A 25,553-nucleotide genomic window follows, 5' to 3' on the forward strand; every position below is an offset into this window, starting at 1 on the left:
TCAGGGGGGCGCGCCATTATTTTTTGTGATGCGTTCGTACTCAGTCATCGCGACGACATTCAGGGGCAGGGTTTACGCGGCGCCAGCCGCTAAAGTTGCCCCTGCGCCGTTGCGCACACAAGGAACCTCTCCATGAAATTTCTGCCCCTCGTGCTGGCCGCCGCGGCCGCGTTCACCACCCTCGGCGCCGCCGCGCAACCCGCCGGCCCCGCCACCTGCGACGCCAAGCGCGAGGCCATCGGCCGCGACATCGAGATGGCCAAGTCCAAGGGCCAGAAGCAGCGGGTTCGCGGGCTCGAAACCGCGTTGGCGGAAGTGAACCGCCATTGCACCGACGCCAAGCTGGCGGCCGAGCACCAGAAGCGCATCCGCGCCCAGGAGCGCAAGGTGGCCGAGCGCGAACGCGACCTGCGCGCGGCCCAGGAGAAGGGACGCGCCAGCAAGATCGCGGACCGCGAGAAGAAGCTGCACGAGGCGCAGGCCGAGCTGCAGCAGCTCAAGGGCGCGCAGTAAACAAAAAAGACAGCATGCCCTCGACCAAGCCGGCGATCCCCGCGGCCTCCCTGACCATTCCCCAGCTGCTGCAGGGCTCGGCCTGGTTCCCGCTGCTCGACGTGGGCGCGGGCGAGCGCGTGCTCGACGAGATGCGCGAGGTCGAGGTGGCCGCCGGTGCCGCGCTGTGCCGGCGCGGCGACACGCCGCTGCACTGGTACGGCACGCTCGAAGGGCTGCTCAAGTGGTCGATCACCTCCAGCGACGGCCGCTCGGTCACGCTGGGCGGGCTGTCGGTGGGCAGCTGGTTCGGCGAGGGCACGCTGCTGCGCGCCGTGCCGCGCTCGGCCGACATCATCGCGTTGCGGCCCAGCCGCGTGGCGCAGCTGCCGCTGGAGACCTTCGAGTGGCTGCACCGCACGCAGCGCGGCTTCGATCACTTTTTGCTGCAGCAGATCAACGAGCGGCTGCACTGGTTCATGGGCAGCTACGCCGCGCACCGCCTGCTCGACGCCGACAGCCAGGTGGCGCGCGCGCTGGCCGGCCTGTTCCACCCCTGGCTGCACCCGGGCAGCGAGCCGCACCTGCAGACCTCGCAGGAAGAGATCGCCAACCTGTCGGGCGTGTCGCGCCAGCGCTGCAACGCGGCGCTCAACCGGCTGAAGGAGGCCGGGTTCCTGCACATCGAGTACGGCGGCATCACCGTGACCGACCTCGAAGGCTTGCGCCGCTTCATCCAGGAGTGAATGACTCCCTCTCCCCGAGGGGAGAGGAAGCGCCAGCCGCTCAGCGCTTGTGGTGCGACGCCGCCAGCTCGTACACCGGCGTGTCGATCCCTTCCATGCGCGCCTTCAGCTGCAGCGCCAAAAACTGCGAGTAGTGGCGCGACTGGTGCAGGTTGCCGCCGTGGAACCACAGCTGGGGCACCTGCGTCGGCTTCCACATGTTGCGCAGCTCGCCCTCCCACGGCCCCGGGTCCTTCGGCGTGTCGGAGCCCAGGCCCCAGCACTTGCCGACCTTGTCGGCGGTCTCGGGCGAGATCAGGTCGGCCAGCCAGCCGTTCATCGAGCCGTAGCCCGTGGCGTACACCAGCAGGTCGGCCGGCAGCTCGGTGCCGTCGGTGAGCGTGACCGAGCGCGCGTTCACGCGCTCGATGTTCACGCCGCTCTTGAGGTGGATGCTGCCGTTGGCCACCAGCTCCGAGGCGCCCACGTCGATGTAGTAGCCCGAGCCGCGCCGCAGGTACTTCATGAACAGGCCCGAGCCGTCCACGCCGAAGTCGAGCAGGAAGCCGGCCTTTTCCAGCCGCGCATACAGGTCGGCGTCGCGCTTCTTCATCTCCTCGTACACCGGGATGTGGAAGGTGTGCATGATCTTGTAGGGCACCGAAGCGAAGATGAGGTCGCCCTTGTGGTGGTCGATGCCGCTCTTCACCGCCTGCTCGGAATACAGCCCGCCCAGTGCCAGCTCCATGAGCGACTGCGAGGGCGCGATGTGCGTGGACGAGCGCTGCACCATCGTCACGTCGGCGCCGTGCTCCCACAGCGCCGCGCAGATGTCGTGCGCCGAGTTGTTCGAGCCCAGCACCACGCACTTCTTTCCCGCGTAGGCCTCGGGCCCCGGGTGCTGGCTGGAGTGGTGCTGGTCGCCCAGGAAGTTCTCGGCACCCGCCACCTTCGGCACGTTCGGGTAGCCCGACACGCCGAGCGCGAACACCAGCTGCTTCGGGCGCAGCGTCACGGGCTTGCCCTCGCGCTCCACCTGCACCTCCCAACGCTGCGTGGCTTCGTCGAAGCGCGCCTTGGTCGCGTTCGTGGAGCTCCAGTAGTTGAGCTCCATGATCTTGGTGTACATCTCGAGCCAGTCGCCGATCTTGTCCTTGGGCGCGAACACCGGCCAGTCGTCGGGGAAGGGCATGTAGGGCAGGTGGTCGTACCAGACCGGGTCGTGCAGGCACAGCGACTTGTAGCGCTTGCGCCAGGAGTCGCCGGCCTTGGCGTTGCGCTCCACGATGATCGTCGGCACGCCCAGCCGTCGCAGCCGCGCCCCCAGCGCGATGCCGCCCTGGCCGCCGCCGATGATCACCACCTCGGGCTGCTCGGTGTAGCCCAGCGCGGCCTCTTCGTCGCGGCGCTTCTCGAGCCAGTTCTTGCGGCCCTTGTGCACGCCGTGCTCGGCGCCCTTGATGCGGTTGTCGCCGGTCTTTTCCTCGAAGCCCTTCAGCTCGGTCATGGTGGTGAGCAGCGTCCAGGCCTTGCCACCGCCGTCATGTGAACGCAAGCGCAGGTGGCCGCGTCCGCGCGCCACGCGCGTCTCGAAGCCGAACCACGCATCGACCACGCCGTCGGCCTCGGTCGCTTCGCCCTCGAGCGCGAAGGCCGTGGGCTGCGTGTCGGCCAGGCGCGCCTGCAGCATCGCGCGGATGGCGCCCGCGCCTTCCTGCGTGCGGAGGTTCCAGGTGAAGGCGACGAGGTCGCGCCAGTAGCTGTCGGCCTCGAACAGCGAGACGGCCGCATCGATGTCGCCGCGTGCGAGCGCGGCGGCGAAGTCGGCCAGCCATTGGGCGGCGGCCCGGGTGGGGCCGGTGGTCGGGTCTGTCATTGCATGTCTCCGTTGTGTCGTTGAACGAATCGAATCGAATCGCGGCGCGGCAAGGCGCACGCGAAGGGCGTGGCGCAGCTTTCGTGCCGTGCGGAGGGCGACGAAGAATCAAGGGGTTGGTGGTGGTTTTGTCGCAGGCACCTGTCGCTGTCTCACCGAGACTGAGACGATGCATGAGAATTTGAACGACGTATAAAATTGGACGACGTTCAAATTCAAGGGCCCCGAACCGTGACCGAACCAGAACCGCCAGGCCGCCGCGAGCGCCGCCGCACCCAGACGCTCGACCACGTCGCGTCCACCGCCATGCGCCTGTTCGAAACCCAGGGCTACGACGCGACGACCATGGAGCAGATCGCGCAGCAGTCCGACGTGGCCAAGGGCACGCTCTACAACCACTTCCCGACCAAGGAAGCGATCCTGGCGCACTGGGTGCACCTCGAGCTCGTGGTCGATGCGCAGCGCCTGCACGAGGCCATCGACCCGAAGGCCGGTTTCACGGCGCAGCTCACCGGCCTGCTCGACGCCTCGGCCGAATGGTCCGAGCGCTACCGGGCCTACCTGCTCGACTACTTCCGCTTTCGTTTTCTCAACATCGAGAGCGAGCTCGGCGGCGGCGACCGCAGCACGCCGCGCGACCTGTCGGGGCTGTTCGAGGCGCTCATCGCCGCTGCCCAGCAGGCCGGCACGCTGCGCACCGACGTGTCGGCCGCGCACCTCGCGAGCCTGCTGCACCACCTGTACTTCGGCGCGCTGATGCGTTGGCTCACGCTGCCCGGCCTCGTGCTGCGCGACGAGTTCGCTGTGGTCGTCGACCTCTTCGTCGGCGGCGCGCGCATGGCCCCGAAGCCACCCGCTGCAAGGAGGCGCACCCCATGAAACTCGCCGTGCTCACCTACGGCACCGAGGGCGACGCCCGCCCGCTCGCCGCGCTGTGCCGCGCGCTGGACGACGCGGGCCATGCGTCGGTGCTGCTGGCGGACGCGACCACGCTCGGCGCGGCCGAACGGCTCGGCGTGCGCTCGCAGCCACTGGCCGGCGACATCCGTCAGGCGCTCGGCGGCGTCATCGCGCAGGGCGACAAGCCGGCCGCCGCCGCGAAGGCGCTGGCGGACATCGCCAATGCCAACGCCACGCCCTGGCTGCGCCAGACCGTCGAGGCCGCGCAGGGCTGCGACGCGATCGTCTGCGCGGGGCTCGCGGCCTTCGTGGGCCTGTCGGCGGCCGAGGCGCTGGGCGTGCCGGCCATCGGCGCGGGCATGTTCCCGCTCACGCCGACGGCCGCGTTCGCCTCGCCCTTCCTGCCGCCCGCCCGCGTGCCGCGCTTCTTGAACCGCGCGAGCCACCACCTCGTCAACGGGCTGCTCTGGCGCGCCTTCCGGCCGGCCGTGAATGCCGCGCGCGCCGAGGTCTGCGGCCTGCCGCCGCGCCGCCGCCTGTGGACCACGCACCCCGCGCTCTACGGCTATTCGCCGAGCCTGCTGCCGCGCCCCGTCGACTGGCCCGCCAACGCCGCCGTGTGCGGGCAGTGGCTCGCGCCCGCGCCCGACTGGCAGCCGCCGGCGGCGCTGCGCGACTTCCTCGCGGCCGGCGAGGCGCCCGTCTACATCGGCTTCGGCAGCATGACGGGCTTCGACAAGGCACGGCTGCTCGCGGCCCTCGTCGACGGCATGGCCGGCCGGCGCGCGGTGCTGCACCCCGGATGGAGCGGACTCGAAGTAGGGCAGCTGCCGCCGAACTTCCACGTCATCGGCGACACGCCACACGACTGGCTGTTTCCGCAGATGGCGCTGGTGGTGCACCACGGCGGCTCGGGCACCAGCCACTCGGCCGCGCGCGCGGGCGTGCCCTCGGTGGTCGTGCCCTTCGCGGGCGACCAGGCGTTCTGGGCGCACCACCTCGCGCAGGCGGGCGTGGCGCCGCCTGCGGTGGCCGGCGGCCGGTTCGGTGCCGACGACCTGGCGCGCGGCATCGCCTTCGCGCACGACCCGCAGGTGCGCACGCGGGCACGGGCATTGGGCGAACGCATGCGCGCGGAAGACGGCCTGGGCACGGCCGTGCGCGCGATCGAGCGAATCCTGAGGCGTTAGCCGCGCTGCGGCGCCACGATGCCGAAGCGCTTCATGTGGCGGTACGCCGTGGCGCGGCTGATGCCGAGCGCCTGCGCGGCCCGCGCCACATGCCAGCGGTGGCGCTGCAGCGCATCGAGCAGGCGCGTGGCGTCGGCGGCGCTGTCTTCAGCGTCGACCGTGGAAGGCATGGCGTCGCGGTGATCGAGTGACGGCCGATGCGGCGCCAGACGCAACTCCTCGGGCGTGATGCTCGCCCCTGTGCAGAGCGCCAACGCCAGCCGCAGCACATTGCGTAACTCGCGCAGGTTGCCCGGCCAGTCATGCGCCATCAGCCGCAGCATCGCCGCCTCCGACAGCCGCGCCGTCGAGCCCATCGCCGCCGCCTCTTCATGGAACATCGCCTCGATCAGGTAGCGCCGGTCGCGCCGCGCGCGCAGCGGCGGCAGCTTCAGCACCGCGCCGCACAGGCGGTAGTACAGGTCCTCGCGAAAGCGCCCGGCCGCGACCAGCGCCGACAGGTCGCGGTGCGTGGCCGCCACCACCGCAAGGTCCACGCGCTGCGGCGATTCTGCGCCCAGCGGCAGCACCTCGCCTTCGGACAGCACGCGCAGCAGACGCGTCTGCAGCGCCATCGGCATGTCGCCGATCTCGTCGAGAAACAGCGTGCCGCGGTCGGCCTGCGCGATCAGCCCTTTCATGCCCTTGGCGCGGCCGCCCGTGAAGCTGCCGGGCGTGTAGCCGAAGAGCTCGCTCTCGATCAGCGAATCGGGAATGGCCGCGCAGTTCACCGCCACGAAGGGCAGCGCCGCGCGCCGGCTCGCGCCGTGCAGCGCGCGCGCCAGCACCTCCTTGCCGCTGCCGGTCTCGCCCTCGACCAGCACATGGATGCCGCGGTCCACCAGCCGGCGTGCCTGCGCGATCAGCTGCTGCATCGCGGGGTCGTCGTCGCCCGCGATGCGTTCGAGCGGTGGCAGGCGGTCCGAAGGCTGGGGCGCCGGCGATGAGGGCGCGGTGGCCGGCGAGCGCCGCAGGCGCGGTGCGATCAGCGAGGCGTGGTATTCGCCGCCGCCGGGCAGCAGCACCGTGTGCGCGAACGGAAGGGCCGACGCGCCGCCGTTGCCCAGGCGCCAGATCGCATCCATCGGCAGGTGCAGCAACTCCGACACCGCGCTGCCCAGCAGTGGCTGCTGGCGTCCCGAGAGGACTTCGCGCGCACCGCCGTTGGCACCCACCACCGTGCCGCCCTCGTCGAAGGCCAGCATCACTTCGCCCGCCACGTCGACCAGCCCGAAGGCGCTGCCCAGCCGCAGGATCCAGTGGCCGCGAAAGTGCCGCAGGAAGTCGGCGTCCTCGATCATCCGCGCGTAGATCGACACCAGGTGCCGCACCAGGTGCTGGCTCTCGCGCGCCTCGGGCGAGCGCAGGGCCGACACGTCGAGGATGGCCGTGAGCTTGCCGCTGTGGTCGAACAGCGGCGCCGTCGTGCAGGTGAGCGCGATGTGCGTGGCGTCGAAGTGCTCGGTCTGGTGGCAGGTCATCGGCTGGCGCTCGACGAGGCAGGTGCCCACGCCGCAGGTGCCGGCGTGCGCCTCGTTCCAGTCGGCGCCCAGGTACAGGCCGGCGCGGCGCAGCTGGTCGTCCCAGGCCGGGTTGCCGATGTAGTCGACCGTGATGCCCTCGGCATCGGTCAGCAGCACCATGTAGCCCAGCTCGGCCACGCGGCGGTAGATGTCTTCCATGCCCGCGCGCGCGGCGCGCAGGAAGTGCTCGAGCTGCTGCTGGTGCACGCGCACCTCCTGCGCCGGCAGGATGCGCGCGGGCGTCGGCCGCGACGGATCGAGCCCGTGGTCGCGCACGCAGCGCGCCCACGACTTGTGCACCAGGCTCGCTGCCGGATCGGCCCGCAACGCCGTGCCGGTGGCGATCGAATAGACGTTGTCGATGTGGCGCGATTGCAGGGACGTCATGCGCAGCCTCGTGCGTGGGTGGGCGCGGCACGGGGAGGGGCTGCGCAGCCGGACATGATTCGGCTGTCGCGCTGTCGCAGGACAGAGGTGAAACCCGGTGGAACGGACGTGTTACTCCCCCTCACATCGAGGGAAATGCGGCCCGATCCGGCGCCATTCCGTCACTGCGGCGGCTTCGCACGGTCGGCCAGCCGCTTGCGGTACTCGGTGGTCGTCAGGCCCGCGAAGCCCCAGTCGTCGGTGTCGATTTCCTCGATCACGATGTGCGTCCATTCCGGCGGCTTCTTCAGCACCCGTTCGAGCGTTTCCGTGAACTCGGCAATGACCTGGGTTTTCTGTTCGCGCGTGACGCCGTCGCGGGTGATCTTCAGGTTGATGAAAGGCATGGTGTGCTCCTTGGGTGAATGACTGAGGTGATTACCACTTGCCGGTGCTCATGCCGCCATCCACGGGCAGCACGACGCCGGTCGTGAAATCGGCGCTCGTGAGGTAGAGCACCGCATCGGCGATCTCCTGCACGGTCGCGATGCGGCCGGCGGGCGCCAGGCCGTTGAGGAAGCCGTGCTGCTCGGGCGTGTACAGCGGCGTGTCCACGATGCCGGGTGCCACCGCATTCACCTTGACGTTGTGCGGTGCGAGTTCGAGCGCCAGCGCGCGCGTCGCGGCATTGATGCCGCCCTTGATCAGCACCGGCAACACGGCCGGCACCTGCTGGTTCGGCTGCAGCGCGATGCTCGCCGTGATGTTGACGATGTGTCCCTGGCGGCGCGCGACCATGTGCTTTGCCGCGGCCTGCGAGGCGTAGACGAAGCCCTTGAGGTTGGTGGCGACCATTTGCTCGAGGTCGTCTTCGGTGTAGTCGACGAAAGGCTTCGCGTTGAAGATGCCCGCGTTGTTGACGAGCACGTCGACCTGGCCGAAGCGCGCCACGGTGCGGTCGACGAGCTGCTGCGCGGTGTCGCGGCGGCCGATGTCGCCCGCGACGCCGAGAAGACGCGCCGGATTGCCGAGCTGCTTCGCGGCGGCTGCGAGCCGCTCTTCGGTGCGCGCATTCGCGACCACGTTGAAGCCGCGCGCGAGGTACGCCTGCGCAAGGCCCAGGCCGATGCCGCTCGAGGCGCCGGTGATGACCACGGTGGGGGATGTGTCGTCCTGCATGTCGGTTCTCCAGGGAAGTTGATGACGTGGGGAGAACTGTATTGATGACGAATCAATAGATAAATCACTAGACTCGCACTTCACTTGATACACAAGGTAATCAATCCATGCAGCGGCAGTTCGGCGACATCCTCCTGGGCAGCATCGAGTTGTTCTGCCTCGCGGCGGAGAGCGGCGGCTTCACCTCGGCGGCACTCGCGGCCGGCGTGACGCCCGCGGCCGTGAGCCGATCGATCTCCCGGCTCGAGAAGCGGCTGGGATTGCGGCTTTTCGTGCGCACCACGCGCAGCGTGCGGCTCACCGACGCGGGCCGCTCCTACTTTGCACAGTGCCAACAGGCGCTGGCGCAGCTCGCCGAGGCCGAGCGCGAGGTGATGGGCCAGCAGGTGCTGCCTTCGGGCACGCTGCGCATCAGCGTGCCGACCACCTACGGCCACCACCGCATCCTGCCCTTGCTGCCGGCGTTTCGCGAACGCTTTCCCGACATCCGGCTGCACGTGCACCTGAGCAACCGCAACATCGATTTCGTGGAAGAGGGCTACGACATGGCGGTGCGCGTGCGGGCCCAGCCCGACTCCACGCTGATCGCGCGGCACCTCGAGGATGCGGACCTGGTCGTGGTCGCCACGCGCAAATACCTGAGGAAGGCCGGCACGCCGCGCACGCTGGACGAGCTCGCCGCGCACGAGTGCATCCAGTTCGAGCTGCCCAGTAGCGGCCGCCGCATTTCGTGGCTCTTCAAGGAGAACGGCAAGGACCGCGAAGTGTTCGCGGACGGCGCCTACAGCTGCTCCGACGACGTGCTCGGAGGCGTCACGCTCGCGAAAAGCGGCGCTGGGCTGTTCCAGACCTACCGCTTCGTCGTGGAGAAGGAACTGGCGGACGGCTCGCTCGTCGAGGTGCTGAAGCCCTTTGCGGGCCGTTCGCGGCCCTACACGCTGCTGTACCCGGACGGGCGCCACGTGCCGCTGCGCATGCGGGTGTTCATCGATTTCCTGATGGCGCAGCGGACCGGGTGACGCACGCCACGCATGCTCACACGCCCAGCAGTTCCTCCAGCACCGTCGGCTCCGCCAGCAGATCGGCCGACGCTCCATGCCGCACGATCTGCCCCTTCTCCATTACCACCGCCAGGTCCGTGTGCGCGAGCACCTTGCGGTAGTCGCGGTCGACGATCAGCGTGGCGATGCCCGTCGCACGGATTTCGCTGATCACGCGCCAGATCTCGGCCACGATCAGCGGCGCAAGGCCTTCGGTGGCTTCGTCGAGGATCAGCAGGCGCGGGTTGGTCATGAGCGCGCGGCCGATGGAGAGCATCTGCTGCTCGCCGCCCGACAGCTGCTGGCCGCCGTGCGTGAGCCGTTCCGACAGGCGCGGGAAGGTGGCCATCACGCGGTCGAAGGTCCAGGCGCGCTGGCCGTCGATGCCGGCGCGTTCGCTCATCACGAGGTTCTCGCGCACCGACAGGTTCGGGAAGATGCCGCGCCCCTCGGGCACGTAGCCGATGCCCAGGCGTGCCATCTTCTCGGGCGGCAGGCCGGTGACGGTGCGGCCGTCGACCTGCACCTCGCCTGACGCGGGGCGCACGTAGCCCATGATGGTGCGGATCAGCGTGGTCTTGCCCATGCCGTTGCGCCCGAGCAGGCCGACGGAGGTCGCCGCCGGAATGCCGGCGTGCACGCCGCGCAGGATGTGGCTGTTGCCGTAGTAGGTGTTGAGGTCGCGAACGATCAGCATCAGTGTTGCTCCTCGCCGAGGTAGGCCGTGCGGACCTCGGGGTTCTCGCGGATCGACGTCGGGTCGCCCGTGGCGATGACGGTGCCGTTCACCATCACGGTGATGCGGTCGGCGATGCGGAACACGGCGTCCATGTCGTGCTCCACCAGCAGGATGGCGTGCGTGGCTTTCAGCCGCGCGAGCAGCGTGAGCATGCGGTCGGTTTCTTCCGCGCCCATGCCGGCGAGCGGTTCGTCCAGCAGCAGCACGCGCGGGTGGGTGGCCAGGCACATCGCCACTTCGAGCTGGCGCTGCGCGCCGTGGCTCAGCGTGCTGGCGACGCGCCGGGCTTCGGCCGCGAGGCCCGCCGCTTCGAGCGCGGCGTCGGCCGAGGCGTTGCTGGTGGCGCAGCGCTGCGACGACTGCCAGATCGCCCACGGTTTTGCCGTGGCGGCCTGCGCGGCGAGGCGGCAGTTCTCGTGCACCGTGAACTCCGGGAAGATGGTGGTGCGCTGGTAGCTGCGGCCCACACCGTCGCGGGCGCGGCGCGACTGCGCGCGCGCGGTGATGTCCACGCCGTCCAGGGCGATGCGGCCTTCGGAGGCCTCGATCTCGCCCGAGAGCATATTGATGAGCGTCGACTTGCCGGCGCCGTTGGTGCCGATCACCGCATGGACTTCGCCGATGTGCAGGTCGAGCGTGACGGCGTTGACGGCCGTGAGGCCGCCGAAGCGGCGCGTGAGCTTGTCCACGGACAGCAGTGCGGTGGTCATGCGCCTCCCTTCGGCGACAGGCGCTGCACCAGGCCGATCAGGCCCTTGGGCAGCAGCGCCACGAACACGATGATGGCGATGCCCAGCGTGAGCTGCCAGTGGTCGGCCAGCGGGCCCATCACGGCGTGGGTGGAGAAGATTTCCTTGAGCAGCGTGAAGGCCACGGCGCCGATCACCGCGCCGCGCAGGTGGCCGAGGCCGCCCAGGATCACCATCAGCAGCACCTCGCCGGAGTTGTGCCAGGCCATCAGCTCGGGGTTGACCACGCCGTCGCGCGAGGCCAGCAGAAAGCCCGCGAGCCCGGCCAGCGCGCCCGCGAGCACGAAGGCCGCGAGCTTGTAGCCGTACACCGCGAAGCCCGCCGCGCGCATGCGCTGCTCGTTCACGCGGATGCCCGCGAGCGCGGCGCCGAAGCGCGAGCGGCGGATGAGCGCCAGCAGGCCGTAGGTGAACACCAGCGCCGCCAGCACCACGTAGAACAGCACCGTGCGGTTCTCCATGTCGAGCGCGCCGAGGGCCGGTCGCACGTACAGGTAGATGCCGTCGCTGCCGCCGCCGACCTTGGTGTCGTGGAACACGAAGAAGGCCATCTGCGCAAAGGCCAGCGTGACCATGATGAAGTACACGCCGCGCGTGCGCAGGCTCAGCGCGCCCACGAACAGCGCATACAGCGCCGCCGCGCCCATCGACAGCACCAGCAGCAGCGCGAAGTTGCCGCCGTCGTTGCCCGAGGCCAGCACGGTGACGTAGGCGCCGATGCCGTAGAAGGCCGCATGGCCCAGGCTCACGAGCCCGGTCATGCCCACCAGCAACTCCAGGCTGAGCGCGAAGATCGACAAAATCATCACCTTGACGATGAAGTCCGACGCGTAGTTGCCCAGCAGCGGGCCGGCCACGGCGAGCGCGATGGCGCACAGCACGGGCACGATGAAGGCACCACGCCGCGGCGACGAAGGTGCGGACGCAACCACGGGGCTCATGGCCGCCTCCCCATCAAGCCTTCGGGCTTCCAGATCAGCACGATGGCCATCAGCAGGTAGATGCCGATGCCCGCCAGGTCGGCGAAGAACACCTTGCCGAAGGTGTCGACGAAGCCCACCAGCAGCGAGGCCACGAGCGCCCCCGTGATCGAGCCGATGCCGCCGATCACCACCAGCACGAAGCAGATGATGAGCACGCTGGCGCCCATGTTCGGGTACACCGAGGACATCGGCGCGGCGATCATGCCGGCCAGCGCCGCCAGCGCCACGCCGGCCGCGAACACGATGCGGTACAGCCGCTTCACGTCGATGCCCAGGCCGCGCACCATGTCGCGGTTGCTGGCGCCGGCGCGGATCATCATGCCCAGGCGCGTGCGGTTCACCACGTAGTACAGGCCCACGGCCAGCACGATGCAGGCGGCCGAGGCAAACAGGCGATACCACGGGTAGCTCATGACATTGCCCAGCGCGAAGCTGCCGTCCAGCCACGCGGGCACCTTCACGCCGTGCACGTCGTTGCCCACGAAGATGGAGCGCAGTTCCTCGAACACCAGGATGAGCCCGTAGGTCATGAGCACCTGCTGCAGGTGGTCGCGCTGGTAGAGGTAGCTGAAGAAGGCCCACTCCAGCACGTAGCCGAAGATCGCGGCCAGCACCACGCCGGCCACCAGCATCAGCAGGAACTGGTCGCCGAACAGCGGCGCCAGCGAGAACGCCATGTAGGCGCCGATCATGTAGAAGCTCCCGTGGGCGAGGTTGATGACGCCCATGATCCCGAAGATCAGCGTCAGCCCCGAGGCCACGAGAAAGAGCAGCAGGCCGTACTGAACGGAGTTCAGGCACTGCACCAAGAAGGTTCCGAAATCCACCGTGTGATCCCAGTTGGTTGTGGTTGCCGCAAGGCGGCTCGCAGCCCCGTGAACTTGATCGGGGGCCGCGAGGGAACGAGAGAGAACCGAAGGCCCGTGGCCCTGCTTACATCCGGCAGCCGCGAGCCGGATCGGACAGGCCCTTGATCGCGGTGCTCACCAGCTTGTTTTCCTTGCCCTCGACCTTGCGCAGGTAGATGTCCTGCACCGGGTTGTGCGACTTGCTCACCGTGAAGGTGCCGCGCGGGCTGTCGATCTTCGCCTTCTCGATCGCGCCCGTGAACTCGGCCTTCTTCGAGATGTCGCCCTTGGTGGCATTCAGGCCCACGCCCAGCATCTGCGCGGCGTCGTAGCCCTGCACCGCGTACACGTCGGGCTGCAGCTTGAACGACTTGGCATACGCCACGCGGAAGGCGTTGTCGCGCGGGGTGTTCAGGCCGTCGGCGTAGTGCAGCGTGGTGAGCATGCCTTGCGCCGACTCGCCCTGCGCGTCGAGCGTGCCGTCGGTCAGGAAGCCGGGGCCGTACAGCGGGATGGTCTTGTTCAGGCCGGCGGCCTGGTAGTCCTTGACGAACTTCACCGCGCCGCCGCCCGCGAAGAAGGCGTACACCGCATCGGGCTTGGCCGCGGCGATCTCGGTCAGCAGGGCCTGGAACTCCACGTTGGGGAAGGGCAGGGTGAGCTGCTTGTCGACCTTGCCGCCGTTCTTCTCGAAGCCTTCCTTGAAGCCGTTGACCGACTCTTCACCGGCCGCGTACTTCCAGGTGATGGTCATGACCTTCTTCTTGCCCTGCTGCTTGGCCGCCACTTCGCCCATGGCGAACGCCGGCTGCCAGTTGCTGAAGGAGCTGCGGAAGATGTTGGGCGCGCACATGGGGCCCGTCACCGCGTCGGCGCCGGCGTTCGGCACGATGAGCACGGTGCCGCTTTCCTTGGCGGCCTTGGCCATGGCCATGGCGACGCCCGAGTGCACGGTACCCACGATCACGTCGACGTTGTCGCGCTTGATGAGCTTGTTGACGTTGTCGGTGGCCTTGGCCGGGTCGGACTCGTCGTCGACCTTGAAGTATTCGATCTCGCGGCCGGCGAGCTTGCCGCCCTGCTGTTCCACGTAGAGCTTGAAGCCGTTTTCAATGGCCACGCCCAGGGCGGTGTAGGTACCGCTGTAGGGCAGCATGAGGCCGACCTTGAGCTTTGCCGTGCCCTGTGCGCCGGCCGCGGAGGCCAGGGCGGCGAGGGCGATGGCCGTGAGCGCCAGGCGCGCGGTGCGAAGGTTCGTCATGGTGTCTGTCTCCTGTTGTTGGTGATGAAAGAAGCGGTCGCGACGATGACACGATCCGGCTGATCGCGATGCGGGGAATGCCCGCATTCAGGGATTTCGAGCAGCTCGCAAATCCCACCGACGCGCGGTGCGATGTCGCGGATCTGCGCGAGCGTGCCGTACGCGTCGTCGATGCCCTGCACCGCAAGCACGGGGCAGCGGATGGTGGCCAGCTCGGCCTCGATGTTCCAGTCGCGAAAGGGCGGGTGCAGCCAGATGCGGTTCCAGCCCCAGAAGGCCGAGTCGGCGCTGTCGTGGTAGCGGCCGAGCTTGGCGGGCAGGTCGCTCGTGCGGTAGGCGGTGCGCGCAATCTCGATGTTCGCGACGGTCTTGTCTTCCACGAAGATGTGCGGCGCGAGCACCACGAGGCCCGCGACCTTGTCGGAAAAGCGCGAGGCGTACAGCAGCGAGATCGAGCCGCCGTCGCTGTGGCCGAAGAGCCACGGCTTCTCGTCGCCGAGCTTCAGCGCGGCGAACAGCGCGGGCAGCACCTCGTGCGCCTGGCGGTGCATGAAGTCGACGTCCCAGATCTCGTCTTCGGCGCGCGGCGTGGAGCGCCCGTAACCGGGACGCGAGAACACGAGTCCGCGCGCGCCGGCGGCTTCGCAGACCTGGGCGGGGAAGTCCTTCCACATCGCGACGGAGCCCAGGCCCTCGTGCAGGAAGACGATGAGCGGGGTGTCGGCGCCGCGTTCGGGGGCGATCCACCGGCACTCGATGCGCACGGTGCGCCCGCGCCAGTCGATGGTGGCGAAGTCGGTGGCAACCGTCGGCGTGCTCATGCCTGCTTCTCGCGTTCGCGCAGCCGGAAGCGCTGGATCTTGCCGGTGGCCGTCTTCGGCAGCTCGCTCACGAACTCCAGAAAGCGCGGGTACTTGTAGGGCGCCAGGCGTTCCTTCACGAAGGCCTTGAGCTCGTCCTCGGTGGCGGCGGCGCCGTCCTTCAGCACGACGAAGGCCTTGGTCTTCGTGAGCCCGTCGGCGTCGTCCTTGCCGATGACCGCGGCCTCGAGCACGGCCGGGTGCTGCATCAGCGTGGCCTCGACCTCGAAGGGCGAGACGTAGATGCCGCTGACCTTGAGCATGTCGTCGCTGCGCCCGGCGTACGTGAAGTAGCCGTCGGCGTCGCGCGTGTACTTGTCGCCGCTCTTGGTCCAGCCGCCCTGGAAGGTGTCGCGCGATTTCTCGCGGTTGCACCAGTACATCAGTGCCGAGCTCGGGCCGCGGATGTACAGGTCGCCCACCTCGCCGTCGGGCACGGGGCGGCCGTCCTCGCCGCGCAGCTCGACCTCGTAGCCGTCCACCGGCTTGCCCGTGGTGCCGTAGCGCACGTCGCCGGGGCGGTTGGAGATGAAGATGTGCAGCATCTCGGTCGAGCCGATGCCGTCGATGATCTCGCAGCCGAAGTGCGCCTTGAAACGCTGCGCGATCTCGCCGGGCAGCGCCTCGCCGGCCGACGAGCACATGCGCAGCGCCACGGCCTCGCGCGCCGGCAGCTTCGGCGAGGCGAGCATGCCCGCGAAGCCCGTGGGCGCGCCGAAGAACACGGTCGGCTTGTGCTCGGTCCAGCGACGGAAGGTGGCGTCGGGCGTGGGCCGCTCGGCCATCAGCACGACGGTGGCGCCCACCGACAGCGGGAAGGTCAGCGCATTGCCCAGGCCGTACGCGAAGTACATCTTGGCGGCCGAGAAGCACACGTCGCCTTCGGTGAGGCCGAGCACGGGCTTGCCGTAGAGCTCGGCGGTCCACCACAGGTTGGCGTGCGTGTGCACCGTGCCCTTGGGCTTGCCGGTGGAGCCGGAGGAATAGAGCCAGAAGCCCGGGTCGTCCGACGCGGTGGGCGCGGGGGCGGGCAGGGGCTTGGCGGCGGCGAGCGCAGCCTCGAACTCTTGCGCGCCTTCGGGCAGCGGGCCCGTCGGTTGCGACACGAACAGCGTCTGCACTTCATGGCCGCCGCGCGCCATCGCATCCTGCAGGGTCGGCAGCAGCGCACCCGACACCAGCACCGCCTGCGCGCGGCTGTGGTCGAGCATGTAGGCGTAGTCGTCGGGCGTGAGCAGCGTGTTCACGGCCACCGGCACGATGCCCGCGTAGAGGCAGCCCAGGAAGCTCACGGGCCAGTCGTTGCCGTCGAGCATGAGCAGCAGCACGCGCTCTTCGCGGCGGATGCCCGCGGCCTTCAGCGCGGCGGCCAGGCGGCGCGCGCGGTCTTCGAGCTGGCCGTAGCCCAGCGTGCCGCGGTCGTCGATGTAGGCGGTGCGTGCGGCGCGGCCGCGGTTGAGGGCGAACAGGTGTTCGGCAAAGTTGAATCGTGCGGGCAGGCTGCTGTTCATCGTGTGTCTCCTTGGGGCCTGTGCGTGGCGCTAGAGGCCGAGGGCGGCGAGCACGCCGGGGCTCGCCTGCACCGCGCTCCTGCGGTGATAGAAATCGAGCGCGCGCAGGCCGCCCAGCTCGGCGCCGCCACCCGCGCGGCCGGGGCCGCCGTGCAGCGACATCGGCATCACGTTGCCGTGGCCGGTGTGGGCCTGCGCCACCTCGGGCGTGATGACGTGCACGCGGCCATGGCTCGGCGCGACCGACAGCGCAGCCTGGGCGAGCGCGGCATCGTCGCTGCCATACAGCGAGGTGACGAGCGAACCCTGGCCACGGTGCGCGAGCGCGATGCCGTGTGCCAGGTCGTTGTAGGGCAGCAGCGTGGCGACGGGGCCGAACACTTCGACGTCGTGCACGCGCTGCGCCGCGTCGGCGTCGCGCGCGCCCAGCAGCACGGGGCCGATGCAGGCGGCCACGGCGGGGTCGGCGTCGATGAGGGGCTTGTTGCTGCTGTCGTGCAGCACGGTGGTCTGCGCGGCCAGCGCGTCGAGGCCGTCGCGCACCGCGTTCAGCTGAGCGCGGCTCACGAGCGAGCCCATGCGCACGCCCTCGTTGCGCGGGTTGCCGACCGTGACGCCCGCGAGCTTCGCGCCGATGGCTTCGGCGGCGGCGTCGTACACCTCGGCCGGCACGAGGATGCGGCGGATGGCGGTGCACTTCTGGCCCGACTTCACCGTCATCTCGCGCACCACTTCGCGCACGAGCAGGTTGAAGGCCTCGCTGCCGGGCGCGGCGCCGGGCAGCAGCAGGGCGCTGTTGAGGCTGTCGGCCTCGATGTTCACGCGCACCGAGCGCGCGGCCACGGCCGGGTGCGAACGGATCACGGCGGCCGTCTCGGCCGAGCCGGTGAACGAGACCACGTCGAAGGGCTGCAGCTGGTCCATCAGGCCGGCCGAGCTGCCGCAGATGACCGACAGCGCGCCGGCCGGCAGCACGCCCGCATCGACCACGTCTTTCACCATGCGCTGCGTGAGCCAGGCGGTGGCCGTGGCGGGCTTGACGATCACGGGCACGCCCGACAGCAGCGCGGGCGCGGCCTTTTCCCACAGGCCCCACGAGGGGAAGTTGAAGGCGTTGATGAACAGCGCCACGCCGTGCGTCGGCACCTGCAGGTGCTGCGACTGGAACACGGGCTCCTTGCCGAGCTTCACGGCCTCGCCGTCGCGCAGCGCGCGCACGTCGCCGAGCGCATCGCCCCACTTGGCGTACTGGCCGAGCGTGAAGATCGCGCCGTCGATGTCGACGGCCGAGTCGTTCTTCACCGTGCCGCAGTTCGCGGTGGCGATCTCGTAGTACGCGTCGCGGTTCGCCTGCAGCACCTTCACGAGCGCGGCGAGCAGGCCGGCGCGCTGGCGGTAGGTGAGGGCGCGCAGCGCGCGGCCGCCTTGTTCGCGTGCAAAGGCAAAGGCCTCGGGCAGGTCGAGGCCGGTGGCGTCGACGCGCGCGAGTTCGGTGCCGAGCACCGGGTCGAACAGGGGCGTGCCGGCGCCCGTGCCGCTTTGCCAGCGGCCGGCGACGTGGTTGGCGAGAAGGTCGGTCATGAAGTGAACTTGATCTGCCCTTCGGGCAGGAGGTACAGGACGAGCGCGCGGCCTTGGGCCACGGTCGGGCGGTGTGCGGTGCCGGGCCCGTAGACGCACCAGCCCGCGGGCCGCCCGTCGAAGGTGGCGGCGGGGGTGCCGTCCAGCGGCATGATCAGGTCGATCTCGCCGTTCGGATGCGTGTGGTGCGGGCCGGCGAGGTCCTGCATGTCGACCACGTCGACCGAGAAGCGATGCAGCGCGTCCTCGGCCTTGAAGACGCGGCCGTACTTGATGCCGCCGCCTTCGCGGTCGCACAGCCAGCCCTCGGCGACGCCGCCGATGCAGGCCTGGCGCAGTTGCGCAAAACGGGCGCTGCCGGCGCCGTGGGTGGCGTTGAGCCACTGGTCGAGCGCGGCGTCCAGCGGCTGGCCGGCGATCTCGGCGGTCAGGTCGGCGATCAGCTGGTGAAATGCCGCCTTGCCGGTGGCGGGCGTGGGGGTGTCGGACATCGTGGGCCTCGAACGGATGAACTATCGACTTCTTGCAGGAAGTCTGCGTGTGCAGTATCTTGCGTGTGATCGAACAATAAGCAGCGAGACAACAGGTGTCAAGCAATATAGTGCATATATGGTGTTTACCCTGAGCGCGCACAATCCCGGCGAAGAACGAGGAATGGCATGAACGAGCATGTAGACGCGGTGCTGGCCACCGCGCCCGAGGGCGGCACCGGCAACAACCACGGCGCCGCCGTGGCCGGGGAGGCCAAGAACCCGCTGCTGGTGGCACTGGGCGACCGCGTGCGCAACCTGCGCGCGCAGCGGGGCCTCACGCGCAAGGCGGTGGCCCTGGCGGCCGACGTGTCGGAGCGCCACCTGGCGAACCTGGAATACGGCATCGGCAACGCATCGATCCTGGTGCTGCAGCAGGTGGCCGGGGCGCTGCATTGTTCGCTGGCCGAGCTGGTGGGCGATGTGACGACCAGCTCGCCCGAGTGGCTGCTGATCCGCGAACTGCTGGAGCACCGCAGCGAGGCCGACCTGCGCCGCGTGCGCGTGGCGCTCGGCGAGATGCTGGGCACGGCCTCGGTCGACCCGGCGCGGCACCGGCGCATCGCGCTGGTGGGGCTGCGCGGCGCGGGCAAGTCGACGCTGGGCCAGATGCTGGCCGAAGACCTCGAAATTCCGTTCATCGAGCTGAGCCGCGAGATCGAGAAGCTGGCGGGCTGCAGCGTGCGCGAAATCCACGACCTGTACGGCACCAACGCCTACCGCCGCTACGAGCGCCGCGCGCTGGAAGAGGCGGTGCAGATCTACAGCGAGGTGGTCATTGCCACGCCCGGCGGCATCGTGTCCGACCCGGCCACCTTCAACGAGCTGCTCGCGCACTGCACCACCGTGTGGCTGCAGGCCGCGCCCGAGGAGCACATGGGCCGCGTGGCCGCGCAGGGCGACACCCGCCCGATGGCGGCCAGCAAGGAGGCCATGGAAGACCTGCGGCGCATCCTGAACGGGCGCGCTGCCTTCTATTCGAAGGCCGATCTGTCGGTCGATACCAGTGGGAAGACGTTGCCGCAGAGCTTCCAGGCGCTGCGTGCGGTCGCCCGGCAGTCGATGGGGTTGGCCTGAGTTTCCGCTTGCTGGCGTTGGGGCGTTCGCTGTTCAGGGCGACGCTCCCGCCGACGGGGTACCTTGCTCCGCGAATGTCCCCCGGCCTGCGGCCTCCTCCTTGATTTCGCTGCGCAAGGCACCCCATCGGCGTGAGCGTTTCAGAGCGGTGGTTGATCGGCCGTGACCCGACCGCGTGCCCCGTGCGCAGGGCACTGGGTGCTTCCCGCAGCGAAATCAAGGAGGAGGGCGAAGCCCGGGGGACATTCGCGGAGGGAAGTACCCGGTGTCCTCCGCACGTACCCCTGATCCCTCGTCTGCCTGAAAGCTGAAAAAAAGCACAACAGGCATTGACTTGCCTGTTTGCATGCAGCATGATGCATGTCATCGGAACAAGGAAGTGCATTATTATTCCTGTTCACGGTTTTCTGAACACAGCCCCACAGGAGACTTCCGCATGACCGACACCACGCTCCAGGCGCCCCAGCGCGTCGACTACCGCATCGAACCCGCCCAGTACCGCCACTGGTCGCTGAGCTTCGACGGCGCCATTGCGCGCCTCACGCTCGACATCGCGGAAGACGGCGGCATCCGCCCCGGCTACAAGCTCAAGCTCAACAGCTACGACCTGGGCGTGGACATCGAGCTGAACGACGCGCTCAACCGCATCCGCTTCGAGCACCCCGAAGTGCGCAGCGTGATCGTCACCAGCGGCAAGGACCGCATCTTCTGCTCCGGCGCCAACATCTTCATGCTCGGCGTTTCCAGCCACGCCTGGAAGGTGAACTTCTGCAAGTTCACCAACGAGACGCGCAACGGCATGGAAGACACCTCCAAGCACTCGGGCCTGAAGTTCCTCGCGGCCGTGAACGGCGCCTGCGCCGGCGGCGGCTACGAACTGGCACTGGCCTGCGACGAGATCCTGCTGGTCGACGACCGCTCCTCGTCGGTCTCGCTGCCCGAAGTGCCGCTGCTCGGCGTGCTGCCCGGCACCGGCGGCCTCACCCGCGTGACCGACAAGCGCCACGTGCGCCACGACCTCGCCGACATCTTCTGCACCAGCGTCGAAGGCGTGCGCGGCCAGCGCGCGGTCGACTGGCGCCTGGTCGATGCCGTCGCCAAGCCCGCGCAGTTCCCCGCCGCCGTGCAGGAACGCGCCACGCAACTCGCCGCCGGCAGCGACCGCCCCGCCGGCGCCAAGGGCGTGGCCCTGACCCGCGTCGAGCGCACCGACAGCGCCGACGGCATCGCGTACGCCAACGTCAACGTGCAGATCGACCGCAGCAAGCGCACCGCGACGATCACCGTGAAGGCACCCACCGGCGCGCAGCCGGCCGACATCGGTGCCATCGAAGCCGCCGGCGCCGCCTGGTGGCCGCTGGCCGTGTGCCGCGAACTCGACGACGCCATCCTCAACCTGCGCACCAACGAACTCGACGTCGGCACCTGGCTGCTCAAGACCGAAGGCGACGCCGCCGCCGTGCTCGCATCGGATGCCGTGATGTTCGCGAACAAGGACCACTGGCTGGTGCGCGAAACCATTGGCGCGCTGCGCCGCACGCTGGCGCGCCTCGATGTGTCGTCGCGCAGCCTGTTCGCGCTGGTCGAGGCCGGCTCGTGCTTCGCCGGCACGCTGGCCGAGCTGGCCTTCGCGGCCGACCGCACCTACATGCTCGCGCTGCCCGACGACGCCACGCGCGCGCCGAAGCTCACGCTCAACGAATTCAACTTCGGCTTCTTCCCGATGGTGAACGACCAGAGCCGCCTGCAGCGCCGCTTCTACGAAGAGGCCGCGCCGCTCGAAGCTGCGCGCGCCGCCGCCGGCCAGGCGCTCGACGCCGACGAAGCCGTGAAGCTCGGCCTCGTCACCGCCGCGCCCGACGACATCGACTGGGACGACGAGATCCGCATCGCCATCGAAGAGCGCGCCGCCATGTCGCCCGACGCACTCACCGGCCTCGAAGCCAACCTGCGCTTCGCGAGCAAGGAGAACATGGCCACCCGCATCTTCGGCCGCCTCACGGCCTGGCAGAACTGGATCTTCAACCGCCCCAACGCCGTCGGCGAAAAGGGCGCGCTGAAGGTCTACGGCACCGGCCAGAAAGCCGGCTTCGACCTGAACCGCGTTTGAGCACAGAGCAGTCCGCACAACCCAAGGAACAACGATGAGCACGATCAACTACAGCGAGAAGATCCCCAACAACGTCAACCTCGGCGAAGACCGCACGCTGCAGCGCGCGCTCGAAGGCTGGCAGCCCAACTTCATCAACTGGTGGGACGACGTGGGCCCCGAAGGCTCGACCAACCACGAGGTGTACCTGCGCACGGCCGTGAGCGTCGACCCGCAGGGCTGGGCGCAGTTCGGCCACGTGAAGATGCGCGACTACCGCTGGGGCATCTTCCTGAACCCGGGCGACGCCAACCGCGAAGTGCACTTCGGCGACCACAAGGGCGAGAAGGTCTGGCAGGACGTGCCCGGCGAACACCGCGCCAACCTGCGCCGCATCATCGTCACGCAGGGCGACACCGAGCCCGCGTCGGTCGAGCAGCAGCGCCACCTGGGCCTCACGGCGCCGTCGATGTACGACCTGCGCAACCTGTTCCAGATCAACGTCGAAGAAGGCCGCCACCTGTGGGCCATGGTCTACCTGCTGCAGAAGCACTTCGGCCGCGACGGCCGCGAGGAGGCCGACGCGCTGCTGCAGCGCACCTCGGGCGACGCCAACAACCCGCGCATCCTGGGCGCCTTCAACGAGAAGACGCCCGACTGGCTCGCGTTCTTCATGTTCACCTACTTCACCGACCGCGACGGCAAGTTCCAGCTGGCCGCGCTGGCCGAGAGCGCGTTCGACCCGCTGGCGCGCACCACGAAGTTCATGCTGACCGAAGAGGCGCACCACATGTTCGTGGGCGAGAGCGGCGTGTCGCGCGTCATCGCGCGCACCGCGCAGGTGATGAACGAGCTCAAGACCGACGACGCGCAGAAGATCCGCGCCGCCGGCTGCATCGACCTGGGCACCATCCAGCGCTACCTGAACTTCCACTACTCGGTGACCATCGACCTGTTCGGTGCCGACCAGTCGAGCAACGCCGCCATCTTCTACAGCTCGGGCCTGAAGGGCCGCTACGAAGAAGGCAAGCGCGACGACGACCACGTGCTCAAGGGCCAGACCTACAAGGTGCTCGAGGTGAAGGACGGCCAGCTCGTCGAGAAGGACGTGCCGATGCTCAACGCCCTGAACGAAGTGCTGCGCGACGACTTCATCAAGGACTCGGTGGCCGGCGTCGGCCGCTGGAACAAGGTGCTCGAGAAGGCCGGCATTCCCACCCGTCTGGTCGTGCCGCACAAGGCCTTCAACCGCCAGATCGGCGCACTCGCCGGCATCAAGATGTCGCCCGAGGGCCGTGTGGTGAACGACATCGAATGGGCCGCCAAGCGCGACGAATGGCTGCCGAGTTCCGAAGACTTCGCTTTCGTGGCATCGTTGATGGGCCGCGTGATCGAGCCGGGCAAGTTCGCAGGCTGGATCTCGCCGCCGGTGATGGGCATCAACCGCCAGCCGGTGGACTTTGAATACGTGCGTTTCGGCTGAGCGTCTGGATATGAAGCCCTCGTCCCCACGGCGAGGGCATGGAGAACAACATGGACATGGTCGTTGAAGCCGGGGTCATCAAGCAGCACCTGATCGACCCCGAGATCTGCATCCGCTGCAACACCTGCGAGGCGACCTGCCCCGTGAACGCGATCACGCACGACGACAACAACTATGTCGTTCGCGCGGACGTCTGCAATGGCTGCATGGCCTGCATCTCGCCGTGCCCCACGGGCTCGATCGACAACTGGCGCACCATGCCGCTGGTGCGCGCGTACACCATCGAAGAGCAGCTCACGTGGGAAGAACTCCCCGCCGAGCTCTCGCCCGAGGAACTCGAGGCGGCGGGCGTGTCCGGCGCCGCCGCCGAGGCCGCGGAAGTGCCTGCCCAGACGCAGGCCCAGGCCGCCGTGCAGGGCACCGAGCCCGCCTTCAATTCCGCGCAGTACGGCGCCAGCGTGCCGCCCTGGTCGGCCGCGCACGCCTACACCAACCTCTTTCCGCCGAAGACGCCGACCACCGCCACCGTGGTGGGCAACTTCAACTGCACCGAGGCCGGCTTCGACAGCGAGACCCACCACATCGTGCTCGACTTCGGCGTGGTGCCGTTCCCCGTGCTCGAAGGCCAGTCGATCGGCATCGTGCCGCCGGGCGTCGATGCCATCGGCAAGCGCCACCATGCGCGCCAGTACTCGGTGGCCAGCCCGCGCAACGGCGAACGGCCCGGCTACAACAACGTCTCGCTCACCGTGAAGCGCGTCACCGAGGACCACGAGGGCGACCCCGTGCGCGGCGTGTGCTCCAACTACGTGTGCGACCTCAAGGTGGGCGACACCGTGCAGGTGGTGGGGCCCTTCGGTGCGTCGTTCCTGATGCCGAACCACCCCAAGTCGCACATCGTGATGATCTGCACCGGCACCGGCAGCGCGCCCATGCGCGCCATGACCGAATGGCGCCGGCGCCTGCGCAAGAGCGGCAAGTTCGAAGGCGGCAAGCTCATGCTGTTCTTCGGCGCGCGCACGCAGCAGGAGCTGCCGTACTTCGGCCCGCTGCAGTCACTGCCCAAAGACTTCATCGACATCAACTTCGCGTTCTCGCGCACGCCGGGCCAACCCAAGCGCTACGTGCAGGACCTGATGCGCGAACGCGCCGCTGACCTGGCCGCGCTGCTGAAAGACGGCGCCAGCCACTTCTACGTGTGCGGCCTGAAGAGCATGGAAGAGGGCGTGGTGCTTGCGCTGCGCGACGTGGCGAAAGAAGCAGGGCTCGATTGGGACACCGTCGGCGCTGCATTGAAGCGTGAAGGCCGTCTGCACCTCGAAACGTACTAAGCTGCGGCGGATGCAGTTCGCCGACTTCCACGCAGGCCAGGTCATCGAGGCCGGGCCGTATGTGCTCACCGAAGCCGAACTCGTGCAGTTCGCGCGGGCCTACGACCCGCAGTGGTTCCACACCGACGCCGAGGCGGCGGCAGGCAGCCCCTTCGGCGGGCTCATCGCGAGCGGCTGGCACACCTGCTCGATCGCGATGCGGCTGGTGGTCGAGGCGGCGCTGGCCGGTTCTGAATCGTTCGCGTCGCCCGGGCTCGAACACGTGCGCTGGCCAAACCCCGTGCGCCCCGGCGATGCGCTGCGGCTAGTGGCCGACGTGATCGAGGTGCGCCGCTCCGAGAAGCGCCCCACGCTCGGCATCCTGCGTTGGCGCTGGCGGCTGTTCAACCAGCGCGCGCTGGTGGTGCTCGACACCGAAGTCACCAGCCTCTTCAAGCTGCCCGCACCCGACCTTTGAACGACACAAGCCCGCAACGCTTTAGCGCTGCGGGCTTGATTTCTTCTTGCGGAGCGATGCGCTGCAGCCGCCGCGTCCGGCCGCTGCAGCGATGCGGGGTGCGACTTACTTCTTGTGCAGGTCGACCGCGCCCGAGCCTTGGGCCTTGCCGCTCGCCTTGGCGCCGGCCGTAGCCGGTTTCACGGCGCCGCCCACGGCGCCCGCGGCACCGGTCGCGCTGTTCACGGTGCTGCCTACGGTGTTGGTCACACCGCCGACAGCCTGCGTCGCGCCGCCCACGGCGCCGGTGGCACCGCCGACCGCACCCGTGGCCGTGCCGAGCACGCCACCGACGGCATTGCCCACGCCGCCGGTCGCGCGGGAGGTGGAGGTGTCCGCGTTGGCATCGGCCGACGCACCGGTCTGCGCGCGAGCGCCTGCTGCGCCGCCTTGTGGCGTCGCGCCGGTGCTGCCCGAGGCCTTCACATCGGCGTTGACCCCCACGCCGACCCCGACGCCTTGCGCCTGGGCCGTCCCGCCGAGGGCCAGCAGGCCCGCCAGCATGGCGCCGATGAAGATGCGGTTGGTTGCATGTGTAGTCATGAGTGACAGTTCCTTTCGTTGCTGAGTCACGGTTTGCAGAACCGACCGGGGTTCGATCGATTCGGGGGCAACCATGACGGGCCGGCAGGTTGTCGCCATGTGCGGCGCGTTCGCTCGACGCTGTGGGAATCGGCCGTCGGCG

At 69.0% G+C, this 25,553-nt stretch carries 24 protein-coding genes; 10 read left to right on the forward strand and 14 right to left on the reverse strand.

Annotation, left to right across the window (positions count from 1 at the left end; all coding sequences use genetic code 11):
* Positions 1 to 132: 132 nt before the first annotated feature.
* Positions 133 to 513 carry a DUF1090 domain-containing protein gene (locus ACAM42_RS00465; RefSeq protein WP_307582556.1) on the forward strand — a complete coding sequence of 127 codons (381 nt, stop codon included), beginning with the start codon at positions 133 to 135 and terminating at the stop codon, positions 511 to 513.
* 14 nt (positions 514 to 527) lie between these two features.
* Complete coding sequence (locus ACAM42_RS00470) at positions 528 to 1,238, forward strand: Crp/Fnr family transcriptional regulator (protein WP_062470280.1); 711 nt, start codon at positions 528 to 530, stop codon at positions 1,236 to 1,238.
* A gap of 40 nt (positions 1,239 to 1,278) precedes the next feature.
* On the opposite strand, the gene ACAM42_RS00475 is transcribed toward ACAM42_RS00470, so the two are convergent.
* On the reverse strand, positions 1,279 to 3,093 hold the full coding sequence (locus tag ACAM42_RS00475; protein WP_369630794.1) for an NAD(P)-binding domain-containing protein: 1,815 nt from the start codon (positions 3,091 to 3,093) through the stop codon (positions 1,279 to 1,281).
* A 231-nt stretch (positions 3,094 to 3,324) separates the two neighbouring features.
* On the opposite strand from ACAM42_RS00475, the gene ACAM42_RS00480 reads away from it, so the two are divergent.
* Both ACAM42_RS00480 and ACAM42_RS00485 read left to right on the forward strand, forming a co-directional pair.
* Positions 3,325 to 3,972, forward strand: a complete 648-nt coding sequence (locus ACAM42_RS00480; RefSeq protein WP_369630795.1) for a TetR/AcrR family transcriptional regulator — start codon at positions 3,325 to 3,327, stop codon at positions 3,970 to 3,972.
* Positions 3,969 to 5,183, forward strand: a complete 1,215-nt coding sequence (locus tag ACAM42_RS00485; RefSeq protein WP_369630796.1) for a glycosyltransferase — start codon at positions 3,969 to 3,971, stop codon at positions 5,181 to 5,183. Before ACAM42_RS00480 ends, ACAM42_RS00485 begins: the two co-directional genes overlap by 4 nt.
* Here the strand turns inward: ACAM42_RS00485 and ACAM42_RS00490 are convergent.
* The 3 genes from ACAM42_RS00490 to ACAM42_RS00500 form a co-directional block, all read right to left on the reverse strand.
* Positions 5,180 to 7,132 (reverse strand): sigma-54-dependent Fis family transcriptional regulator, encoded by a 1,953-nt coding sequence (locus ACAM42_RS00490; protein ID WP_369630797.1) that lies wholly within the window; start codon positions 7,130 to 7,132, stop codon positions 5,180 to 5,182. The two genes, ACAM42_RS00485 and ACAM42_RS00490, sit on opposite strands and share 4 nt — an antisense overlap.
* A gap of 161 nt (positions 7,133 to 7,293) precedes the next feature.
* Positions 7,294 to 7,518, reverse strand: coding sequence for a 4-oxalocrotonate tautomerase family protein (locus tag ACAM42_RS00495; RefSeq protein WP_139703453.1), 225 nt, complete (start codon positions 7,516 to 7,518; stop codon positions 7,294 to 7,296).
* A 31-nt stretch (positions 7,519 to 7,549) separates the two neighbouring features.
* The gene (locus ACAM42_RS00500) at positions 7,550 to 8,290 is read right to left on the reverse strand and encodes an SDR family NAD(P)-dependent oxidoreductase (protein ID WP_369630798.1); all 741 of its coding nucleotides are present in this window, start codon (positions 8,288 to 8,290) and stop codon (positions 7,550 to 7,552) included.
* A gap of 107 nt (positions 8,291 to 8,397) precedes the next feature.
* Here ACAM42_RS00500 and ACAM42_RS00505 point away from each other — a divergent pair, with 107 nt between their 5' ends.
* Positions 8,398 to 9,309, forward strand: coding sequence for a LysR substrate-binding domain-containing protein (locus ACAM42_RS00505; RefSeq protein WP_369630799.1), 912 nt, complete (start codon positions 8,398 to 8,400; stop codon positions 9,307 to 9,309).
* 16 nt (positions 9,310 to 9,325) lie between these two features.
* On the opposite strand, the gene ACAM42_RS00510 is transcribed toward ACAM42_RS00505, so the two are convergent.
* The 9 genes from ACAM42_RS00510 to ACAM42_RS00550 all read right to left on the reverse strand — a co-directional run bounded on the left by ACAM42_RS00510 (position 9,326) and on the right by ACAM42_RS00550 (position 18,353).
* On the reverse strand, positions 9,326 to 10,027 hold the full coding sequence (locus ACAM42_RS00510; protein ID WP_369630800.1) for an ABC transporter ATP-binding protein: 702 nt from the start codon (positions 10,025 to 10,027) through the stop codon (positions 9,326 to 9,328).
* Entirely contained in the window at positions 10,027 to 10,779 is a 753-nt protein-coding gene (locus tag ACAM42_RS00515; RefSeq protein WP_369630801.1) for an ABC transporter ATP-binding protein, read from the reverse strand. Before ACAM42_RS00515 ends, ACAM42_RS00510 begins: the two co-directional genes overlap by 1 nt.
* Positions 10,776 to 11,759: a branched-chain amino acid ABC transporter permease gene (locus ACAM42_RS00520; protein WP_369630802.1), complete on the reverse strand. Its 984-nt coding sequence runs from the start codon at positions 11,757 to 11,759 to the stop codon at positions 10,776 to 10,778. The genes ACAM42_RS00515 and ACAM42_RS00520 overlap by 4 nt, the downstream gene beginning before the upstream one ends.
* Positions 11,756 to 12,628, reverse strand: coding sequence for a branched-chain amino acid ABC transporter permease (locus tag ACAM42_RS00525; RefSeq protein WP_062470301.1), 873 nt, complete (start codon positions 12,626 to 12,628; stop codon positions 11,756 to 11,758). The genes ACAM42_RS00520 and ACAM42_RS00525 overlap by 4 nt, the downstream gene beginning before the upstream one ends.
* A 106-nt stretch (positions 12,629 to 12,734) precedes the next feature.
* Positions 12,735 to 13,910: an ABC transporter substrate-binding protein gene (locus ACAM42_RS00530; protein ID WP_139703460.1), complete on the reverse strand. Its 1,176-nt coding sequence runs from the start codon at positions 13,908 to 13,910 to the stop codon at positions 12,735 to 12,737.
* Entirely contained in the window at positions 13,907 to 14,731 is an 825-nt protein-coding gene (locus ACAM42_RS00535) for an alpha/beta fold hydrolase (protein WP_369630803.1), read from the reverse strand. The genes ACAM42_RS00530 and ACAM42_RS00535 overlap by 4 nt, the downstream gene beginning before the upstream one ends.
* A complete protein-coding gene (locus tag ACAM42_RS00540) occupies positions 14,728 to 16,281 on the reverse strand; it encodes a benzoate-CoA ligase family protein (protein WP_369630804.1) in 1,554 nt (517 codons plus the stop codon). The genes ACAM42_RS00535 and ACAM42_RS00540 overlap by 4 nt, the downstream gene beginning before the upstream one ends.
* A 30-nt stretch (positions 16,282 to 16,311) precedes the next feature.
* Positions 16,312 to 17,862 (reverse strand): 3,4-dehydroadipyl-CoA semialdehyde dehydrogenase, encoded by a 1,551-nt coding sequence (locus ACAM42_RS00545; RefSeq protein WP_369630805.1) that lies wholly within the window; start codon positions 17,860 to 17,862, stop codon positions 16,312 to 16,314.
* Positions 17,859 to 18,353 carry a DUF4863 family protein gene (locus tag ACAM42_RS00550; RefSeq protein ID WP_369630806.1) on the reverse strand — a complete coding sequence of 165 codons (495 nt, stop codon included), beginning with the start codon at positions 18,351 to 18,353 and terminating at the stop codon, positions 17,859 to 17,861. The genes ACAM42_RS00545 and ACAM42_RS00550 overlap by 4 nt, the downstream gene beginning before the upstream one ends.
* A 168-nt stretch (positions 18,354 to 18,521) precedes the next feature.
* Here ACAM42_RS00550 and ACAM42_RS00555 point away from each other — a divergent pair, with 168 nt between their 5' ends.
* The 5 genes from ACAM42_RS00555 (at position 18,522) to ACAM42_RS00575 (ending at position 24,829) form a co-directional block, all read left to right on the forward strand.
* On the forward strand, positions 18,522 to 19,469 hold the full coding sequence (locus ACAM42_RS00555) for a helix-turn-helix transcriptional regulator (RefSeq protein ID WP_070061393.1): 948 nt from the start codon (positions 18,522 to 18,524) through the stop codon (positions 19,467 to 19,469).
* A gap of 436 nt (positions 19,470 to 19,905) precedes the next feature.
* Positions 19,906 to 21,579, forward strand: coding sequence for a 2,3-epoxybenzoyl-CoA dihydrolase (gene boxC / locus ACAM42_RS00560; RefSeq protein WP_369630807.1), 1,674 nt, complete (start codon positions 19,906 to 19,908; stop codon positions 21,577 to 21,579).
* A 34-nt stretch (positions 21,580 to 21,613) separates the two neighbouring features.
* A complete protein-coding gene (gene boxB / locus ACAM42_RS00565; RefSeq protein ID WP_062470322.1) occupies positions 21,614 to 23,041 on the forward strand; it encodes a benzoyl-CoA 2,3-epoxidase subunit BoxB in 1,428 nt (475 codons plus the stop codon).
* 50 nt (positions 23,042 to 23,091) lie between these two features.
* Positions 23,092 to 24,372, forward strand: a complete 1,281-nt coding sequence (gene boxA, locus ACAM42_RS00570; protein ID WP_070061454.1) for a benzoyl-CoA 2,3-epoxidase subunit BoxA — start codon at positions 23,092 to 23,094, stop codon at positions 24,370 to 24,372.
* 10 nt (positions 24,373 to 24,382) lie between these two features.
* The gene (locus ACAM42_RS00575; RefSeq protein WP_062470325.1) at positions 24,383 to 24,829 is read left to right on the forward strand and encodes a MaoC family dehydratase; all 447 of its coding nucleotides are present in this window, start codon (positions 24,383 to 24,385) and stop codon (positions 24,827 to 24,829) included.
* A gap of 105 nt (positions 24,830 to 24,934) precedes the next feature.
* Here ACAM42_RS00575 and ACAM42_RS00580 read toward each other — a convergent pair whose 3' ends face one another.
* Entirely contained in the window at positions 24,935 to 25,411 is a 477-nt protein-coding gene (locus ACAM42_RS00580) for an adhesin (RefSeq protein WP_369630808.1), read from the reverse strand.
* Positions 25,412 to 25,553 lie beyond the last annotated feature (142 nt).

The organism is Variovorax sp. V35 (assembly GCF_041154465.1).
GTDB classification, from domain to species: Bacteria; Pseudomonadota; Gammaproteobacteria; order Burkholderiales; family Burkholderiaceae_C; genus Variovorax; species Variovorax boronicumulans.

Bases quoted from the DNA above. Each gene is read 5' to 3' on its own strand.
- ACAM42_RS00465 (WP_307582556.1), top strand. From the start codon at position 133: ATGAAATTTCTGCCCCTCGTGCTGGCCGCCGCGGCCGCGTTCACCACC.
- ACAM42_RS00470 (WP_062470280.1), top strand. From the start codon at position 528: ATGCCCTCGACCAAGCCGGCGATCCCCGCGGCCTCCCTGACCATTCCC.
- ACAM42_RS00475 (WP_369630794.1), bottom strand. From the start codon at position 3,093: ATGACAGACCCGACCACCGGCCCCACCCGGGCCGCCGCCCAATGGCTG.
- ACAM42_RS00485 (WP_369630796.1), top strand. From the start codon at position 3,969: ATGAAACTCGCCGTGCTCACCTACGGCACCGAGGGCGACGCCCGCCCG.
- ACAM42_RS00490 (WP_369630797.1), bottom strand. From the start codon at position 7,132: ATGACGTCCCTGCAATCGCGCCACATCGACAACGTCTATTCGATCGCC.
- ACAM42_RS00495 (WP_139703453.1), bottom strand. From the start codon at position 7,518: ATGCCTTTCATCAACCTGAAGATCACCCGCGACGGCGTCACGCGCGAA.
- ACAM42_RS00500 (WP_369630798.1), bottom strand. From the start codon at position 8,290: ATGCAGGACGACACATCCCCCACCGTGGTCATCACCGGCGCCTCGAGC.
- ACAM42_RS00505 (WP_369630799.1), top strand. From the start codon at position 8,398: ATGCAGCGGCAGTTCGGCGACATCCTCCTGGGCAGCATCGAGTTGTTC.
- ACAM42_RS00510 (WP_369630800.1), bottom strand. From the start codon at position 10,027: ATGCTGATCGTTCGCGACCTCAACACCTACTACGGCAACAGCCACATC.
- ACAM42_RS00515 (WP_369630801.1), bottom strand. From the start codon at position 10,779: ATGACCACCGCACTGCTGTCCGTGGACAAGCTCACGCGCCGCTTCGGC.
- ACAM42_RS00520 (WP_369630802.1), bottom strand. From the start codon at position 11,759: ATGAGCCCCGTGGTTGCGTCCGCACCTTCGTCGCCGCGGCGTGGTGCC.
- ACAM42_RS00530 (WP_139703460.1), bottom strand. From the start codon at position 13,910: ATGACGAACCTTCGCACCGCGCGCCTGGCGCTCACGGCCATCGCCCTC.
- ACAM42_RS00535 (WP_369630803.1), bottom strand. From the start codon at position 14,731: ATGAGCACGCCGACGGTTGCCACCGACTTCGCCACCATCGACTGGCGC.
- ACAM42_RS00540 (WP_369630804.1), bottom strand. From the start codon at position 16,281: ATGAACAGCAGCCTGCCCGCACGATTCAACTTTGCCGAACACCTGTTC.
- ACAM42_RS00545 (WP_369630805.1), bottom strand. From the start codon at position 17,862: ATGACCGACCTTCTCGCCAACCACGTCGCCGGCCGCTGGCAAAGCGGC.
- ACAM42_RS00550 (WP_369630806.1), bottom strand. From the start codon at position 18,353: ATGTCCGACACCCCCACGCCCGCCACCGGCAAGGCGGCATTTCACCAG.
- ACAM42_RS00555 (WP_070061393.1), top strand. From the start codon at position 18,522: ATGAACGAGCATGTAGACGCGGTGCTGGCCACCGCGCCCGAGGGCGGC.
- boxC (WP_369630807.1), top strand. From the start codon at position 19,906: ATGACCGACACCACGCTCCAGGCGCCCCAGCGCGTCGACTACCGCATC.
- boxB (WP_062470322.1), top strand. From the start codon at position 21,614: ATGAGCACGATCAACTACAGCGAGAAGATCCCCAACAACGTCAACCTC.
- boxA (WP_070061454.1), top strand. From the start codon at position 23,092: ATGGACATGGTCGTTGAAGCCGGGGTCATCAAGCAGCACCTGATCGAC.
- ACAM42_RS00575 (WP_062470325.1), top strand. From the start codon at position 24,383: ATGCAGTTCGCCGACTTCCACGCAGGCCAGGTCATCGAGGCCGGGCCG.
- ACAM42_RS00580 (WP_369630808.1), bottom strand. From the start codon at position 25,411: ATGACTACACATGCAACCAACCGCATCTTCATCGGCGCCATGCTGGCG.